Genomic DNA, 17,297 nt, shown 5'->3' on the forward strand with positions numbered 1-17,297 from the left:
ATAGATTAGGGTGTGAACGAAAGCGGGAGATCCTGAATTCACAGATTGTAAGAGCTGCGCGCGTCACAAAAGAATATGGCTTTGTCTCTCAGATAATCCGGACTGTGACAATACGCCAGCTGAGCAAAAAATTGCTGAGAAGCGCGGGACAAATTCCTTAATAATCACAGATCCCGGTTGTTCCACTTCTCAGTTATAAAATTGATGAAATCTTTGAAAAGGGGCGAGTAAAACTTTCTCTGACGCCATACCAGATAAACGGGTACAGGTGGGATCGTCCAGTCATCCAGCACCGTTAAAACCTGAGGAAATGCCTGCCTATTACGGGAGAGAAAACCTGATGAGATGAGTGATATTCCTCTCTCCTGAAGCATCAGGTTAAACGTTCCAAGAAGGCTGTCAGTTAAAAAACCGGAGTGACTGGTTTTATCAAATGAAAAGGTCTCGCCTTCTTTTACCAGCGTCAGCGTCCCGGACAATCCATGATGATAAAGATGAAAAAAACGGTGTTTAAGAAGGTCACGGGGATGTTCAGGATTGCCATGCCGCCTGACATACTCTTTAGTCGCGCAGAGCGAGAGTTTCAGGGGGCTTAACTCACGATGAATTAAGTCTTCGCTTTCAATCAGCCCGCTTTTTAAAACAAGATGGTCGAATGCCGATGATTTCTTTGTAAACTGACTACTCTCTCGGGATTCAAGGAAAACTATTGCACCTTCATGCTTTTCAGCGTATTCATCCAGCCAGTGATTAGCCAGAAATTCACAAACCATGGCAGGCGCAGTGAGCCGGATTGCCCCCTCAATAACACCCGAGGGATTCCTCAGATTGTGGACGAGATCAGTCATCATTTCAATGATAACCTTGGCCTTATCGTAGGCCATCATTCCGGCCTCGGTGAGCTCAATATTACGGGTGTCACGGTTAAGCAAATGGGCATTTACTCCCTCTTCGAGCCTCGATATTTGCTTACTGACCGAGGATACGCTTATGTTCAGTTGCCGGGCAGCCACCGAAAAACTGCCCGTTTCTACAACCTTCACAAAAACCTTCCATTCATTAAGTTTTCCACTAGTTCTCATTGTTTCTTTTCCGGATATCGTTTAGCGCTTTTACTAATTGTAGCATGGAAATAGTGAAGTAGTTTTTTAATACGCACCACATTTTCTACTGCTCTCGTATCTTTTATGTGGTTCACTGAAAAAAACGAAAAGAAAATCGCTTTGTTTTAAAATGAAAACCTCCGGAGGAGTTGATTGTTATACCATAATGATTTAATTAACAAGGCACGAGATGAGAATGAGAATCAACAATCCCGAAATCATAGTACTATGGTATGTATATAGGGGCGATGGAATTGAGAGAATCAGCGAAATGACAGGCTATTCGCACTGCAGAATAATAACGCACCTTAGAAACCTGAAAAATAAAACCGCAAGCACATCCCTTAGCGCTTTAAAGCAGTGGTTCACTCAAAATACTGGCAAGTACCAGCAGACACTGGCGTCGCGCGTTATACTAAAAAAACACGGTATAAATCGTAAAATCAACGAAATATCTGACAATCGATTTGTTTAGCACATTTCGTCATTGTATTTAATATAATCATTTATTTTCCTAATCGGAAAATCTGTTTGTTGCTTCTGCAAATTGATATGATCATATTAATCAATAAAATGTTCTTCATACATCGTCTAAGGAGACATTAGTTAATGCGATTTTATCTGAAAGATTTTTGTATCTTCATCAATGTAGCTGAGACCGGAAGTCTCTCTCAGACCGCAGCAATAATGGGTCTCAGTATTTCGTCCGTCAGCAAGAGGCTCGCTCGACTTGAAGATCATTTACAGACCACACTCTTTGAAAGAAACACGCGCGGCGTGCGTCTTTCACCATTAGGGAAAGAGGCTTACATTAAATCAAAGGAAATTACTAATGCCTTCTCTTCCTTCATTGATGATATACGGGGTTCAAAAGTATTATGGCTGAATGTTCAGGTTGAAAAGTCCATCAGGACAATTCCATTTATAGACTGGGTATACGATTACGCCAGCGCTTCGACTGAGGCCCGGGTGAAATACAAATCAACCCTTTCTGTCCGAAGTCAGCCTCTGAACATCAATGATCTGGTCATTAGTCCGGTCAAGTCATCATGGCCTCTGGCAATTCACAGGAAACTTGAACCAGTAAAAAGAAAGATATTTGCAAGCTCAGGATATTCAGGCGATGTTTCTCAGCTATCCCTTGATTCATCGAAGGTTATCTTTTACTCAGAAGATGAGGAAGAGCAACCCTTAATTTTTAACCAACAGAATGGTGAAGAAGCCAGGTTATCGCCTGTAATGATAACAGATGATATTTCTCAGATTATCAGCCTTTCAGGAGCGAAAGATATCATCATAGTCGGTCTCCCCTCTTATCTTTCAAAAAAATATGAGGACCAGGGGCTGATACATGAAATCATGCCCGAATGGTCGGCAAAAAGCCGACAGTATTATTTAATCTGGAAGAACAGAAAATATTATAATGATGAGTTCAGTAATTTCCTTGATTTTCTGGAGTCAAAGTTTTCTGATTTCATCCTGAATTAAGAGTCATTAAAGGGGGATATTTTATGGTCTATTACTGAGCGATTTTTCAGTAACATCAATGTCAAAACCCTGCGCAAAAAATATTTTAAAATCTTTCATAAATCCATTTTTTGTTGCATCAGATGCCTGTTGAGGGTTCAGGCCGGGATAAAGCGGTCAGTCCCTCAGGCTCGTGCTCTTTAAATTTTTTCAGACAAGATAACCCCTTAATACTCTTATTTATCCATAATATCATCGGGTTACCTTGCACGTGATTTTTATTTTACTCCTAAAATACGAATATCGTAGATCATGATTCCATCAGGGGGGATTCCTGGCGGAAGCTGATCTTTTCCATAGGCAAGCCGTGCCGGAACGACCAAACGCAGCGCGCCTTCATTTTTAATGAAACGCAGCGCATGCTGAAATAAGACAGGATATTGTTTCAGTTTCAGGGTAATCGCCTGTTTGTCGGCTACCATGTCATTTATTACCTGGCCTCCTGCGATGCTTTCCCGCATCACGGTAGTGATTGCGCTATCAGGACCCAGTTTTTCTCCCGTTCCCTGATTCATTATCTCATACCAGAACCCATGATTATCTTTTTTAACATCCTTCCGCTGCAGAAACGATTGAAGAAATTTTTCACCTTCAGTTGTTATGTTTTTATCGCTCCTGGCTTCAGCATCGTTGTCCTGATCCACTGTCACACGGTAAATCAGGCTGGCTCCGGGCGGAATGTTAGGCACTAAACCGTCATCACCGTATGCAAGTTCAGGTGGAACAAAAAAGGTTGCAGTTCCATGCCGGCCCAGTCGGGCTATAACGTTACGAAATAAAGATGGAAACTCTGCCAGTTCTTTTCGCACCATGTTTTCATCTTCAATAACCCCGCCTCCCGCGAGGCTGGTGATGACTTTTACCCTGATGTCTAGGTCGGGATTCAGTTGCTGCCTGTCGGAGGAATCAATTTTAAACCAGTATCCCTGGGCATCCTTTTTCACCCCGGCATTCCGGCGAAAGGCATCCAGCGCTTTTTTTCCGGCTTCCGCCTGCATCTTTATCATGTCCTCACGTGCTGACTGCACTTTTTTGCCAAGGCTGGTCTGAGCACTGAGAAGCGCTTCAGAAGTAAACCTGATATTGTTTTTTAAGGCATCAGTCACGCCATTATAAAATGACGCCATGTGCGTTTGTACGCCCAGCATCCTGTTCATGTTAATGGCGTTCAGTGCTTCCAGACCGAGTGCTGCGCCGGCCGCATAGTCCCCGTCAGGCGCTTCCTGCTTGTCATTATCCTGAAGGTCATTTATCAGACCAGGATGCGCGGTCTTGATAAGTGGGCTGGCGGGATAACTCCCTTTCTTTTCATCGTGTAGAACGGCTTTGTCATTTGCGACTAAGTCCCCCCCCGCCTCAGAGCTCCTCTGAGCAGTCATACCGGGTTCGCTCCTTTCCTCAGAGGCACCCTTCTTTCCGTTTTCAGCCACAGGCTGCCTTTCCGGAGATAGGCTGTGGGCAGCTGATGAATTACGCAGCGCTGTCAGCTCAGCATTTGCTATATCTGCCTGAAGAGCTTTTACTTTGTTTTCCACTCTGAGACTGCCGTTTTCTTTACGCACTATCCCGGCCTCTGTTCGTGCGCGTGCGGCTTCAGCCCGCACATCATCAACCAGATTCTTCAGGGCGTTGTATCGCTTTTCTAATAGCTCATTGGCCAGACCAGACTTTTTAAGATCCTCCCTCAACTGAGAATCGATGGTGCTTTCTGCCGGAGATGCAGGCTCCTGTTGCGGGGGGTGCGGATGCATCAGTATCTCAACCAGTCTCTTTTTCAGACTGTCCCTTTCACTGGCAATCGCGGCACAATCTTCTGCAGTAGATTGTGCTTTAACCGGATTCACGTTCGACAAATCTGGCTTATCGGCATGGCAGCTCAGATGCGGTGAAATTTTTCCACTCCGCTTTTGCTGGGGGGGCGTGGGAATGTTTACCGGGGCGGTATGTTTCGCCGGTTGCTCTTGCTGCTCAGCAGTGGCGTAATGCGCATCAAGCCACTGCTGAGCAAATAACAGCACCTGAGGCGGTCTGTCAGCCAGCACGCCCGTCGCAGGTATTAACAGTGTCACGACCAGTGCTGGCCTGCTAAGTAAAAGGCTCCTGTTAAATTGTTTCACTAGCGATCCTCGCCCTTATCGGACAGCGCGTTGAGTAAGCGCCAAGAAATATCTGCGCATAATCTGGACGTACGATATTGGTAAAGTGCATCAACGGCCGCGACGGTTAACGGATCAGCCTGAGATCGTACATTGCCATACTGGCTGGCCGTGGTCATTAACTTAGCAAATAGAATTGTCTGGCGGTGGTAATCATCCGGACTCACTACCTTAAGTGCCTGTAATTCGCTTTCACAACGTTTAAGCATGGCATCCTCAAGCCCCGCTTTATCACGCAGGTGAGCGGACTTAGTGCTTTCACTGTCGGTTTTCGTATTGCTGGTCTGAGTTGCAGAGTCCGCTGGCGTGCTGTGATCACGAGCGGATTCGTGCCGGAAGGCCATACACCCTGTCAGCGTCAGGGCCATTAAAATTATGCCTAGCACAGGTGGAATATAATGGCATAACTGAGCACCTGCATTAGAAAATATGGATTTTCTCATTTTATTGTTACCCTCAGCGAAGATAAATCAGAAAGGAAAGTGGTAATGACAGGAACAGACATTCCCGCAATATTTAAATTAATAATCAGTCGATAAATCTTTAAAGAAAGTATCGTATGATCGCCTCCCCCCCCCCGAAGTTAAAAGCTTATGCGGAAAATTTCTTAACTTAAGCTTTTAATCAGGAGAGCGATTTTGTGAACACTTGCACTGCTATTCCAGTTCGTCACTGACCTCAAATACAGGTACCAATGAGGTCTGTTTAAGATCTCAGCCGAATCAGATTTTCTGATTGTCAAAGCTGAAAACCTGCAACGATTGAAACTGTGTCTGAATTTTTCTATTACTGCCGGGGACGGTACTGTCATCAGTTCACTGAAGCTGTTTCATTATTTTCTTTTCTGATACCTGCCGTCATCAACTGCGCCTGTTTCCTTTCAGCTGTCGGGAGGCTGGCAAATGAAATATTTCTACATTTAACGTTACCTACCCAGCTCACAACATCACGCTGCTCTTTTACTGTGACGGGACACTGCAGATACTCATCCCCTCTCATGACGTAAAGTGTTTTGAGGGGATGCGTACTTTCCAGTGAGAAACCGCCTTTACCTAGGGGACTCCATGACATCACGTTTAAGGGGATAACGTCATCGAGTGGTTGATTGGCGGCGTCCACCATTCTGCCAAGCCACGTATAGCGGCTGACTACGCTGACGTTATTGTTAACAATTTTCCCTGGCATCATAAACAGGGTTTTAGAACCCGCACCTTTACTGATCTCGCTGCTGGCGCCATGTTCTGTTTCTGAGGATTCACTTATATTGACAGTCGTCTGCTGATAGCCTGGAACGGTGAAGAATGCCCGACTGTTTCCACGTATATCCGCCTGACCACCGGAGCTGACGCTAACTTTTGCGCGCGATAATTTATCGTCGTCTTCTGATTCAATCCCGAAGGTTACGGCAGAAGCAGGCATGCCATCACCCCATCGTCCCCAGAAGAAACCCTGCCGGTCAATGGCAAATGATGAACTGTAGCTGCCGCTGATGCCCGGAGAATGAATACTTCTTCGCTGATCATAGGCATCACTGACGGTCAGTGAACCATTGCCATATTGCCCCCCCATGCGGCGGTAAGCCAGCGCATCAATACTGTCGGTGTTAATGCCGTTTACTGACGCCCCCATCTCATCGTCACCAGCAGCGCTACTGAAGCGACTATAACTGGCACCATAACCCAGTTTCCGTTCGCCGTTACGGCTGCTGTTCAAGCTAGTATTTAACGAAGTGCTGGATGTGTCGCTTGCGTGAGAAACAGTGAAGGAGATGTAACCCCCTCTGTCTGATTTTTCATAGCTGGTATCTCTGCGTAAGAAGGCGTTCAGACTGGTTCCAATTGTATACCCGTTCCAGTTGAAAACTTTGCTGAGGCCGGTCTGCCATGCCCGGCTTCGGGAACGGGTCATATAAACGGACTCCCAGGGTGCGCCATCACCGAATCCTGGATCCGTATTCTGAAGCTGACTGCGGTAAGCGTAATGTCCCTCATTAAAGCTGTCCACGTATCCCAGAGTAGCATTCCAGCCATAGACCGGAACGGCCAGCAAGATATTACTGCTGACATAACAACCGCTACTGCTGTATCGGTGGTCAGATTGAGTGTTACATCCCGGTGACGACATCGCCGAACGATAGTAGCTGAGTGAAAAACCATCGTTATAGCTTACCTGCTGTATATTGCCGGACGATCCGTCACTGCCATGCAGATAGCTGACCCGCGCAGCCAGAGTCCCATCCAGAGGGCCACTGTCGAATCCATGACTCCAGTCCAGCGCTCCCTGAACATAATTAACGTTGTTAAGTACCGTTGCGCCGGCAGTGAGCGACAGGCTTTTCGTTAGCGGGATCCGGGCACCACCCACAATAACCTGCCGGTTATCATTCGTTCTGATACCGGTATCTGCCGAAAGTTTGCCGGCCTGTATAAACCACTGGAATGAGTTTTCCTCAGAAAAACCTAGGCTGCTAAAAGGAACATCCTGCGTCCTGATAAGGTGGTTGTTTTCATAAATTTTCAGCGTCACCGTGTAACTGCCGGAAGGGAAGTTACGGGTATCCAGTTTCTGCACACCGGTATTGAGATAAAACGATCCCAGAAATCTGTCGCTGCGGTAAGCATCTACACGGGAGTTACCGGACAGGAACACCGTTAAAGGCGTGCCACTCGGCATTTTTTCACGATTCAACCATGCCTGTGTAGACCCGATTCGAAGGCCGACAATTTTTCCTGTCTGAAGTTGGCCCAGATTGATATTCCCTCCCGCAGAGCTGAATATGTCCCGGGAATCCATCTGGCCAGCCTGAAGATAAATTTTCTTCCACATATCATGCCTGATGTAAGCATTATTGACAGTTATCCTGGAGTTGCTATCAGTACGGTAACGCTGACCGTTATAATTCCAGTCCACGTTTGCATAAGAGCTTTCTCCAAGCCCCATCGTACCGTTTCCCTGCAGAGATAAAGACTGATAGTCTTTATCGCCTACAAAACTCAAATTCTGCTGATGAATAAAGCCACTATGACTTTCTGGCGCATTACGGAAGAAAATATCCTCTTTTTTCTGCTCAGGCGTGAACCGCTCGGGCAGAAATAAATTCACCTCATCATTTTTTTCATCATAAATAATGGCGATTGTTTTTGTATTAATATATCCGCACCCACCGCCATTAGTTACTGAACATGAAAGGGCATCGTTACGTTTTAACGGTCCCGATAAACCTGATGAGAGGATCGTTGTAAGCGCTATATCATGACCGTATTTCCTTTCTACATCTCTGATAAGCGCGTCAGGTGCCAGAAACCTTATGGTCTCGAGACTCACACTGGCCTCATATAGTCCCAGTACATCACCATAAAGGCTGACGCTGACCTGCTGATCCTGCCCTTTAACCAAGGACTCGAATCCCGGCGGCACCTGAAGAGTAGCCGCAGCCTGATAATTAACAATCACGCAACCAAGAAGTATGTAACAGCAAGATTTTCTTGCTTTCATTATGCAGATAACCAAGAGTGAAGGAAATGAAGGCGGGATCCCCGCCTTCATACATGATTTATTAAAATTCAGCCACCGGGCGTGGCAGGGGTGGCGTTATTTTTAGTGGTGGCCTGTGAAACAACCAGGCTGACTTTTCCGCTAAATTTACCTGTAACATTTACTTTCTGTTGTGAAGCTTGCTTGATGACTAAAGTAAGCGGAACGGAACCATTAGCAACCGAGTCGGAGGGGAAAAGATCCTTATACTCATAGAGCGTATCTGTAAGCCCCAATGGCTTATCACCCAGACTTACTGAGAGCGGGATAGGGTTGGCACCCGCAGCATCGGTGAGTTGGGCTGTAGTTGCGAGTCTGACGTTCATATCACGGTCAGAGTTGCTCCAGATTTTGACATCTGCTTTATATGGGTCCAGCCCGGTTTGCGGGTTATAATTCATGTCTACAGGCTTAGCCGTTAAAGAATCACCGTTGGCAAGGGTAATGCCTGCGGTTGGATCGATAGTGGCCTGTACCGTAATATCCGCCTGGTAAGCCTGAGAAGCTGCTGAAGCCAGCAGGGCTGACAAAAAAATAAGCTTAAACTTATGTTTCATAGTGTAGTTCCTTAACATCTAATTTACCCTTTAAAAGGGTGATGACTATCCGTTAATCAAATTAAGCGGAATTTCTTTTTTTTCTCCATTTGGGATACCGAGAAACCTTACTTTATAAGAAGATCCTGGTTTGTATTTAAATGGAAAAATCTTCACATGCGTATCCGGATAAACTGATGCTCCGGATGCTTTCCATACACACCCCCCCCCCGAAGAGCACTCGCCAATTTCTTTTATTTTTATACGACTGGTGCCGTTATTGAAAACAAGACCAGACTTAGGGCTAAATCCCAGGCTAAATACTGTCTGCCGGGGCAATACGTGCACTAGCGCCCCCCATACAATATTAACACCAACTTCAGCACTGGCTTTACTCTGGGGTTTATTGTCATCTGCTGAGTTAAATTCTTCAGCAGATACTTCCTGAATATAAACACGCCAGGTAGTTTCTTTTTCAGGCGGATTTAAGGTTACCATCCTTACTATCCGGCTCGAGCCTGGAGTGATCGCAAGCTTTAATGGCGTAATAATTAAACCACCATCATCAACACCATCAACGGCAACTTCTTTCTCCTGGGGAGTACCTGCGTTAATGATTTTTTTTTCAGTTATTTTAACAAAAGAAACTTTATCGGACTGCGACATGACTTCAATTTTAGTATTACCAGAACTACCCAGATTCACTTCAATCGGGTAGACGCTAATACCCGCGCTGGCGTAGCTGGATAACGCAAATGCATTAAAAACTATCAATCCTTTGCAAATCGACAAAAATTTCACTCTACTGCCTCCAACATCATAATTTAGGTAATGTGAGGCGGCGATATCCACGTAAGAAGCACAGCCTCAAAGTATACTTGCAAATTAAAAAGAAATAATAATATTGAGATTTATGTTAAAGTTAGTAAGTAAAAAAATTTTAAAATCCATATTTGAAAAAACTTGCGGCGTATAAATAAATATAAAGTCTGTGAAGTTTTTTCTGTTCTAAAAACAACTGCCGACAAGTCGGCAAGTCGGCAGCCTTTGCTAATTGAAACCCTGGTGAGGAACAGATATTAAGATAGAATTTTGAATACCTAATATATCTGTTTAATTATCAAACCATTTTACCTGTAAATCAGAATTCCAGATTGATAGCTGTGTTGTAAGCAGTACCTCTGAAGTTTTGGGTGTTGGTTGAAACGCCGGCTTTAACTGCCACGCGCTCATTAATACGATACCCACCTCCGATGGCCAGCGCCGTATCTGACTCGTAACCACCAAGCGAAAGAGAAGTATTGAAATTACCAATCCCGTAAGGCTGGAATAAGCCAGACAGCGCTGACTGAGATGCGAAGCCACGACTCATTTTCTTATCGAGTTTATCAATACGACGATCAATGCCGTTGAATCGGGAATCAACTTCGTTAAAACGTTGCAGAAAATAACCATTTCTCTGATTTTGTGCTGTAATCTGTTGATTTAACCTGAGTTCATTATCGTCTACACGGCTGGACGTAATTTTCCCTGAACTGAGCGCATCCTGCGAAACGCTCAATGCATTCCCAGCATTTATGTTCGCATTATCAGCTGTACTCACTGCTGATGCTGCCTGACTGGATGCGCCTTTCGCAGTGCTTACCGCGCTCATGGCATCTGCCGAAGCGCTGTAGGCCGTACTTACGGCATCACTGGCGCTTTTGGCTGCGTTATTAGCAACGGTATTAGCGTTATTAGCAACCGTACTCGCGTTATTAGCAACCGTACTCGCGTTATTAGCAACCGTACTCGCGTTATTAGCAACCGTACTCGCGTTATTAGCAACCGTACTCGCGTTATTAGCGGTGCTTGTAGCATTGATAGCTGTAGCAGTGGCGTTATTCGCTATGTTGTTCGCATTATTTGCGATATTGATGGCATCATCAACTGTCGCTGCACAAGCAAAATGAGTTATATCTGATGACATTAATACAATAAGAGATAAAGAAAGCATCCTGCGGCATATCATTTTGTAACAAACCTGGCGTTAATTGGATTTCCTAAAATTTTATCCAAAATCAGCAAGATCTGCATTGTCTTTTTTGGAAAAACAGAATTTACAGCCTGATTATGCAACCATTCATCAGGAACCACCGGCTTTTTCACATATTCTTAAAAAATTTCACCTCCTGTGCTTTTCTAGCATTAAATTGAATATATCATTGATAATACCCACCTAACCATCACTTCCATAATCACTTTTCTGTATGGTTTTTGAATTAGACATTAATTCTGAACATCAAATGTCCAGAGCTGGCGTATAAAAGAAAGCATGTCTGCCTCATCTCTTTACTTCTGCATTGCATAACTTAATCCAATGAGCAAGATAAGCAATCATCTTAAGCAAAAAATGAATGATATTTCTTTTTGCCGTATTTAACTGGCCATTATTCCTATACCACCTTCTGAGTAAATCACATTTTCCATAAAGGCAGTTGTCCGTAAGGGTGTTGATGGGTATTATTGCCTCACACCTGAAGTTGTTAGTCTACCCAGTTGTGTTTGTGTTGTGTTGTGTTTGTATCAATCCTGTGTTCACGTTTTCCCGCACGCAAGTGCGGTTTTATTTGGATAAATCACTCCATCTGACAATAATTTACTCTTAGCCAGGAAAGCTTATCCCTTTCCCGCGGAATCATTCCACTCGTTCAACCCGACCCTTATTACATAAAAATTTTCATATGAATAAAAGGGTAAATGAAGAAGCTCTAAAAGTTAAATTCATTTTCATTTCGTCATATGGCCCTCCAGAGAAGGAAGCTCCGTGAAAATCTGCTTTGTTATACTATTACTCACATCCCTATGCTTGTCCGCATGCTCGCCCCATCATAATCAAAGCTATCGGGTTATTATGAACAGCGCTGCGGCAGAAAAGGTAAACGAAATTATAAAAGCTGATGTTATCACTTCTAAAAGCTCAGACCACGGGACTGTCATAAGTCGTGTATCCTCTGACTTCTTAAATACCCCCTATCAGTCTCAAACCTTAGTCGGCGGGCCTGATACTCCTGAAGCCCTTGTTGTTAATTTAAGGGGGATGGACTGCTTCACTCTTGCGGATTATGTTGAAGCCCTTAGCCGGAGCCACGACCATAAATCGTTTCTATATAATCTCAGGAATGTCCGTTACGCCGATGGTAACGTTGATTATCTCAGTCGCCGACACTTCTTCTCTGACTGGTTTGCAATTAAGCCATATAATGCTCGTGATATTACGCCCGAAATTAGTGCAAATTATATGACATCTGAAAAGATGCTCAACCGCAGGCCAGATGGAGGTGAATTCGTTTCAGGCCTGGGCATACATCCACGAGAAATTAATTATATTCCCGGACGTGCCATTAATCAGCAGGTACTGGATCGCCTCAGAAACGGAGATTACGTGGGAATCTATTCTACGCTTGAGGGACTGGATGTCACTCATGTGGGCATTGTGATACGTTATAATGGCCAAGTGTGGCTCAGAAATGCCTCTTCTCTGGCCATTAACCGAAGAGTTGTGGATTCACCGTTTCTCGAGTATACGCGTCTTAAACCGGGGATTGTTGTATTGCGCGCAGAATAACTAATCACTGAATCGCATTGTTACATACTGCAATTCGGTTCCGTAATGAGCTTAGCGTAAAACGGGGAAAGGGGACACGCTTTACCCCTGTACTTTCCTCTAAACCAATAGAAAAGAACCTTTTCTTTCGATTGGTTAACGCTTTTATCTGCCGCTGAGTACTTGCGCTGGATTGAGCTGGGTGGCGTGACGTGACGGGTACCAGCTGGCAATTAAACTCAAAATTATTGCGTCAGCCATAACGTAAATAACGTCTCGCCAGTGCACTTCAAAGGGAATAAAGTCTACAAAATAGACATTCCCGAAAAAAATTTATTGCCCGTACTGAATTCTATTCCTTGCGCAAGTGAAGCCGTTTTGAGCGAAATCAATACCCCTGCGACCATCCCGCAGACGCTGCCAGTAAAACTCGCGAATACGCCATACCAGATAAAGCTTGCACGGATTAGCTTGTCTCCGGCACCAAGTGTCTTCAGCACCGAGATATCGCTGCTTTTGTCTTTAACTGCCATCACCAAAGTAGAAGCAATAATGAAATTCGATACGCTCATGACTATAACCATAGCCAAATAGATAATTGTGCGGTTCATCTCTCATCTCTTCTCCGGCAGGTTAACCCGCCGCCTCCGGTTCAGCCGCCGTAGCAGGCCACGTTGTCAAAAATCCAGTCCGGCCCGATCGCGTCACGGTAACCGTGGCTTTGTTGAATAAATCAGATTCCGGGCGAGCGTCCCTGTAGCTGGTCGCATATTCAGGCAATACGCACGCTTTCCGGCATACCTGCCTTCGTCCTTTTGTTCAGTGCACGCACCATGGCCAGAGCCTCTGCGACCTGACCATCGTAATCACGCAGTGTCAGTTTTCCTCCGAACAGCTGTTTTACCCGATACATGGCCGTTTCCGCTATTGACCGTCGGTTGTATTCCGTTGTCCATTTCCACCGTGCATTGCTCCCGCTCAGGCGCTGATTCGCAACGGCACGGTTGCGGTCTGCGTATTCACCGGGCCAGTAACCCGCACCCTTTCGCGGCGGGATGAGGGCGCTGATTTTCTTACGGCGCAGTTCATCGTGACATAACCGGGTATCGTAAGCGCCATCGGCGGCGGCTGACCTGATTTTACGGTGGGTCTGCCGGATTAACCCGGGGAAGGCCTCTGGGTCTGTAACGTTGTTCAGCGATATGTCAGCACAGATGATTTCATGTGTTTTGCTGTCAACGGCCAGATGCAGCTTCCGCCAGATACGGCGGCGTTCTTTGCCGTGCTTTCTGACTTTCCACTCGCCTTCACCGAAGACCTTCAGCCCGGTGGAATCAATCACCAGGTGCGCGATTTCACCCCGGGTGGCGGTTTTAAAACTGACACTGACCGACTTTGCCCGCCTGCTGACACAGCTGTAATCCGGACAGCGCAGCGGAACGCCCATCAGGGTAAAAATGGAATCAATGAAGCCCTGTGCAGCCCGCAGGGTCAGCCGGAATACACGTTTAATCACCAGAACGGTAGTGATGGCAAGGTCAGAATAGCGCTGAGGTCTTCCGCGTGCTGAAGGCGGTGCTGTCTCATACCACGCCTTAATCACTTCGTCGTCCAGCCAGAAAGTCATGGAGCCGCGGTTGATAAGCGCTTTGCTATAGGTGTGCCAGTTGGTGATTCTGAATTTTTGCTTAGCCACGGGACTGCCTGCGTTGTCAGGGGATGCGGGCTCTGATCCTTCAGCTCAGCAAAAGTTCGATTTATTCAACAAAGCCGCCCCAGGCTCACCGTCCGTAGCGCGTTTTCTGGAGTTAACCCGGAACCATAGACAAGCCTGTCCGTTAAATGCCAATTTTCACTAAAAAACCGTTTTTATCACGTTTTCAATGTCTATTATGTTTATATATATCAGAAAGTTAACTAAATAACGCACGATCTCGTTCCATTGGCCCTCGCCCCCCTAATAGTGCATATCTTAACAACCGTACGCCTATCTGAGACCTTGCATGAGAGTTTCCAGCTCACAAGGCTCAGGCCTTATCAAACCGCTTGATTAGTAAAAATTCTTATCAATAGTTACTTATGCTTGGGAAAAAGAAAATCATAACGGCCCGAGTTATTTGACGATAAGTGCGTTTTTTTCAGGATAAGACCCTTATGACTATACGGCGATTAAACCACATTAAATTCACTCAATACATTCACTAACCTTTACTATTTATAGCCGCTTTTACCCCTTTCCTCAGTGTTACAAAGTTGTTGTTCCCTAAGCTTCGAGCCCGTTTATAATTTCAGAGTGGTAATAAAAAATAAGCCGTATAAAAAAATATTCTGAGGAGGGATGGTAAGCGTCGCATTTAGACCGTATTGACGTTCAGGCAGAGGTAAGGTCTACCTTCCATGGCAGCAGATCGCGGACCCGGTTCACCGGCCAGTCCTGGATATGGCCGATGACGTAACGCAGCCACGCCTCGGGTTCAACGCAGTTAAGCCGGCAGGTGCCGATCAGCGAGTACAGAACAGCCGCGCTTTCACCGCCCGTGTCTGAACCGGCGAACAGCCAGTTTTTCCGGCCCAGGGCTACACCACGCAGCGCGTTCTCCGCGATGTTGTTGTCTATCTCTGCCCAGCCGTTGCTGCAGTACAGGTTCAGCGCGTCCCACTGCTTCAGCAGGTACGCGAAAGCCTTCGCCGTATCAGAGTGGCGCGACAGCATCTTCATCTGAACCTGTATCCAGTCGTACAGCGACTGCATCAGCGGGACGGTCTGCGCTTTCCGGACCGCCAGCCTTTCATCTGCCGGGCTGCCGCGTATCTCCGCCTCGATGGCATACAGCTCACCGATTCGCTTCAGTGCTTCTGTTGTGATGTCGGTCGGGGTTCGGACGTGGACGTCGTGGATTTTCCGACGTGCGTGCGCCATGCAGGCCGCTTCCGTGATGCGCCCGTCTTCGTACAGGGCATTATAACCACCGTAAGCATCCGCCTGCAGGATACCGCTGTACCCGGCAAGGTGTTGCTGCGGATGCATTCCCTTACGGTCCGGTGAGTACACGAACCAGACCGCTGGCGGAAGCTGTGAACCCGCGTTGCGGTCATCCCGCACGTACACCCACAGCCGTGCCGTCCTGGTTTTGCCGCTGCCCGGTTCCTGCACCGGCACCGGGATATCGTCAGTATGCACCTTGCCCGGCATCAGCACATACTGACGCAGCAGCTCATACAGTGGATCCAGCAGTTCGCTGACCGCACCCGACCAGCGCCCCAGCGTGGCACGACTCAGCTCCACGCCCTGACGACGGTAGATTTCTGACTGCCGGTAGTGTGGTGTGTGCTCTGCGAACTTCGCGGTGACGATTCGGGCCAGCAGGCCGGGACCGGCTTAGCTGCGCTCTATGGGCTTTGAAGGCGTGGGGGCCTGAACGATGTGGTCACAACGGCAGCAGGCCAGTTTGGGCCGCTGCGTTTCGATAACCTTAAAGGTGCTGCTGATGAGCTCCAGCTGCTCTTACATGTCGCAGCCCAGTGCGCTGAGTTCTCCGCCGCATGCCGGGCAGGTGATGTCTGCCGGCAACAGCGTGCGGGTTTCGCGCTGGAGTGCGGTGGGGAGTGGTTTACGGGCGGAAGACTGGCGCAGCGGCTGTGGCAGTACCGGGTCATGCTGCTCGCCCAGCACCTCTGCCATCTCCTCCTGCAGGGCATCGATGCGCTCCTCCGCCTCGCGCACCTGGCGCTGCGTTTTCTCACGCAGCTTTTCGGAGCTTTTGCCGAACTGCATCCGCTGCAGCTTAGCGACCAGCGCCTTCAGTCGATTAATTTCGCTGGCGTACGCCGCCACCCGCTGTGAAAGCAGACGGTTATACTCCGCCATTTTGCGGATGGTGGTCTGCTGCTCCTGCAGCAGCGCCCTGAGCCGGGCGTTTTCATCAGGGGGGAGGTGTCCATGCCCCCATTTTACAGCAGGTTATATCCGCAGACCAGGACGTTCCGTCCGCTGCGGGTGCTTCCAGTTAATGCCTTCCAGCAACATGGACAGCTACGCCGGCGTCAGGTGGACTTTTCCGTCGCGGGTCACCGGCCAGACGAAGCGCCCGCGCTCCAGGCGTTTGGTGAACAGGCACAGGCCGTCCCGATCCGCCCACAGCACCTTTATCATGTCGCCGCGGCGACCACGGAAGATGAACAGGTGGCCGCTGAACGGGTCAGCACGAAGCGTATTCTGCACCTTTGATGCCAGACCGTTGAAGCCGTTACGCATGTCGGTCACGCCGGCAACCAGCCAGATGCGTGAGCCTGCGGGGGGAGATATCATCGGCTCCCTCCTTTCATTTCACGGATGAGCACCTGCAGCATTTCCGGCGTCAGTGTGCCTTTTAGCCTCACGGTACCGGAAGGAAGAACCAGTTCGCAGCACAGTGTTTCACCTGACGTATTTTCCGGTCCGGAGGCCGGAACGGCGACGGTTCTGTCCGGTTCGGCGGATAGCATGACAGGAAGCAGTGCCGGCTCACTGTTGTGTGGAAGCAACAGGCCTTTCCGATAAAGGCTGCGCCAGTTGAACAGCAGGTTATCGTTAATGCCGTTTTCGCGTGCCAGCTGGGCCACATTAAGGCCTGGCTGTAGTGATTTCTCGACCAGTGCGATTTTGAACGCTCGCGGGAAGTTTGGTCTGCGGATACGCTTTCTGACGATCGGTTTTGCGGTCATAACGGTAACCACAGGTGCTGGCGGTACGCTGAAGAGAGGGCGGTAAAGACACTCATCCAGTTTTTGTTCCGACATGGCGGAGGGCAAAGGCCATGAAAGCCCTGCTTTCCGGAAGCGAACAAAAAGATCGCAAACGGTCGTTTTTGGAATT

At 47.4% G+C, this 17,297-nt stretch carries 12 protein-coding genes and 2 pseudogenes; 2 read left to right on the top strand and 12 right to left on the bottom strand.

The genetic code is table 11. The features are described from left to right. Nucleotides 1-164: 164 nt before the first annotated feature. Nucleotides 165-1,082, bottom strand: a complete 918-nt coding sequence (locus C1Y42_RS22755) for a LysR family transcriptional regulator (protein WP_104094441.1) — start codon at nt 1,080-1,082, stop codon at nt 165-167. Nucleotides 1,083-1,712: 630 nt separating this feature from the next. On the opposite strand from C1Y42_RS22755, the gene C1Y42_RS22765 reads away from it, so the two are divergent. Then, complete coding sequence (locus C1Y42_RS22765; protein WP_104094443.1) at nt 1,713-2,591, top strand: LysR family transcriptional regulator; 879 nt, start codon at nt 1,713-1,715, stop codon at nt 2,589-2,591. A 257-nt stretch (nt 2,592-2,848) separates the two neighbouring features. On the opposite strand, the gene C1Y42_RS22770 is transcribed toward C1Y42_RS22765, so the two are convergent. The 6 genes from C1Y42_RS22770 to C1Y42_RS22790 all read right to left on the bottom strand — a co-directional run bounded on the left by C1Y42_RS22770 (nt 2,849) and on the right by C1Y42_RS22790 (nt 10,852). Then, nucleotides 2,849-4,747: an FKBP-type peptidyl-prolyl cis-trans isomerase gene (locus C1Y42_RS22770; protein ID WP_104094444.1), complete on the bottom strand. Its 1,899-nt coding sequence runs from the start codon at nt 4,745-4,747 to the stop codon at nt 2,849-2,851. Further along, nucleotides 4,747-5,229 carry a hypothetical protein gene (locus tag C1Y42_RS22775; RefSeq protein ID WP_146068690.1) on the bottom strand — a complete coding sequence of 161 codons (483 nt, stop codon included), beginning with the start codon at nt 5,227-5,229 and terminating at the stop codon, nt 4,747-4,749. Before C1Y42_RS22775 ends, C1Y42_RS22770 begins: the two co-directional genes overlap by 1 nt. A 367-nt stretch (nt 5,230-5,596) precedes the next feature. Then, the gene (locus C1Y42_RS22780) at nt 5,597-8,332 is read right to left on the bottom strand and encodes a TcfC E-set like domain-containing protein (RefSeq protein WP_104094446.1); all 2,736 of its coding nucleotides are present in this window, start codon (nt 8,330-8,332) and stop codon (nt 5,597-5,599) included. A 17-nt stretch (nt 8,333-8,349) separates the two neighbouring features. Then, nucleotides 8,350-8,877, bottom strand: coding sequence for a CS1 type fimbrial major subunit (locus C1Y42_RS22785; RefSeq protein ID WP_158251420.1), 528 nt, complete (start codon nt 8,875-8,877; stop codon nt 8,350-8,352). A 45-nt stretch (nt 8,878-8,922) separates the two neighbouring features. Further along, nucleotides 8,923-9,708, bottom strand: a complete 786-nt coding sequence (locus tag C1Y42_RS23515; protein ID WP_146068689.1) for a fimbrial protein — start codon at nt 9,706-9,708, stop codon at nt 8,923-8,925. A gap of 289 nt (nt 9,709-9,997) precedes the next feature. Further along, entirely contained in the window at nt 9,998-10,852 is an 855-nt protein-coding gene (locus C1Y42_RS22790) for a YadA C-terminal domain-containing protein (protein ID WP_158251421.1), read from the bottom strand. Nucleotides 10,853-11,662: 810 nt separating this feature from the next. Between C1Y42_RS22790 and C1Y42_RS22795 the strand changes: the two genes are divergently transcribed. Next, nucleotides 11,663-12,463, top strand: a complete 801-nt coding sequence (locus C1Y42_RS22795) for a DUF1460 domain-containing protein (protein WP_369974319.1) — start codon at nt 11,663-11,665, stop codon at nt 12,461-12,463. Nucleotides 12,464-12,747: 284 nt separating this feature from the next. Here the strand turns inward: C1Y42_RS22795 and C1Y42_RS22800 are convergent, their stop codons facing one another. From C1Y42_RS22800 to tnpA, 5 genes and pseudogenes are all read right to left on the bottom strand, one after another. Then, nucleotides 12,748-13,053: an FtsX-like permease family protein gene (locus C1Y42_RS22800; RefSeq protein ID WP_158251422.1), complete on the bottom strand. Its 306-nt coding sequence runs from the start codon at nt 13,051-13,053 to the stop codon at nt 12,748-12,750. Between the two features lie 161 nt (nt 13,054-13,214). Then, nucleotides 13,215-14,138: an IS5 family transposase gene (locus tag C1Y42_RS22805; RefSeq protein WP_104094450.1), complete on the bottom strand. Its 924-nt coding sequence runs from the start codon at nt 14,136-14,138 to the stop codon at nt 13,215-13,217. A gap of 675 nt (nt 14,139-14,813) precedes the next feature. After that, nucleotides 14,814-16,310: pseudogene (locus C1Y42_RS22810) on the bottom strand (IS66 family transposase). A gap of 93 nt (nt 16,311-16,403) precedes the next feature. Further along, nucleotides 16,404-16,751: pseudogene (gene tnpB, locus C1Y42_RS22815) on the bottom strand (IS66 family insertion sequence element accessory protein TnpB). After that, the coding region (tnpA, locus tag C1Y42_RS22820) for an IS66-like element accessory protein TnpA (RefSeq protein WP_146068688.1) at nt 16,748-17,297 on the bottom strand (550 nt) is incomplete at its 5' end. The gene tnpA and the pseudogene tnpB, both read right to left, overlap by 4 nt.

Origin of the sequence: Pantoea sp. ICBG 985 (assembly GCF_002928365.1) — a bacterium.
GTDB classification, from domain to species: Bacteria; Pseudomonadota; Gammaproteobacteria; order Enterobacterales; family Enterobacteriaceae; genus Pantoea; species Pantoea dispersa.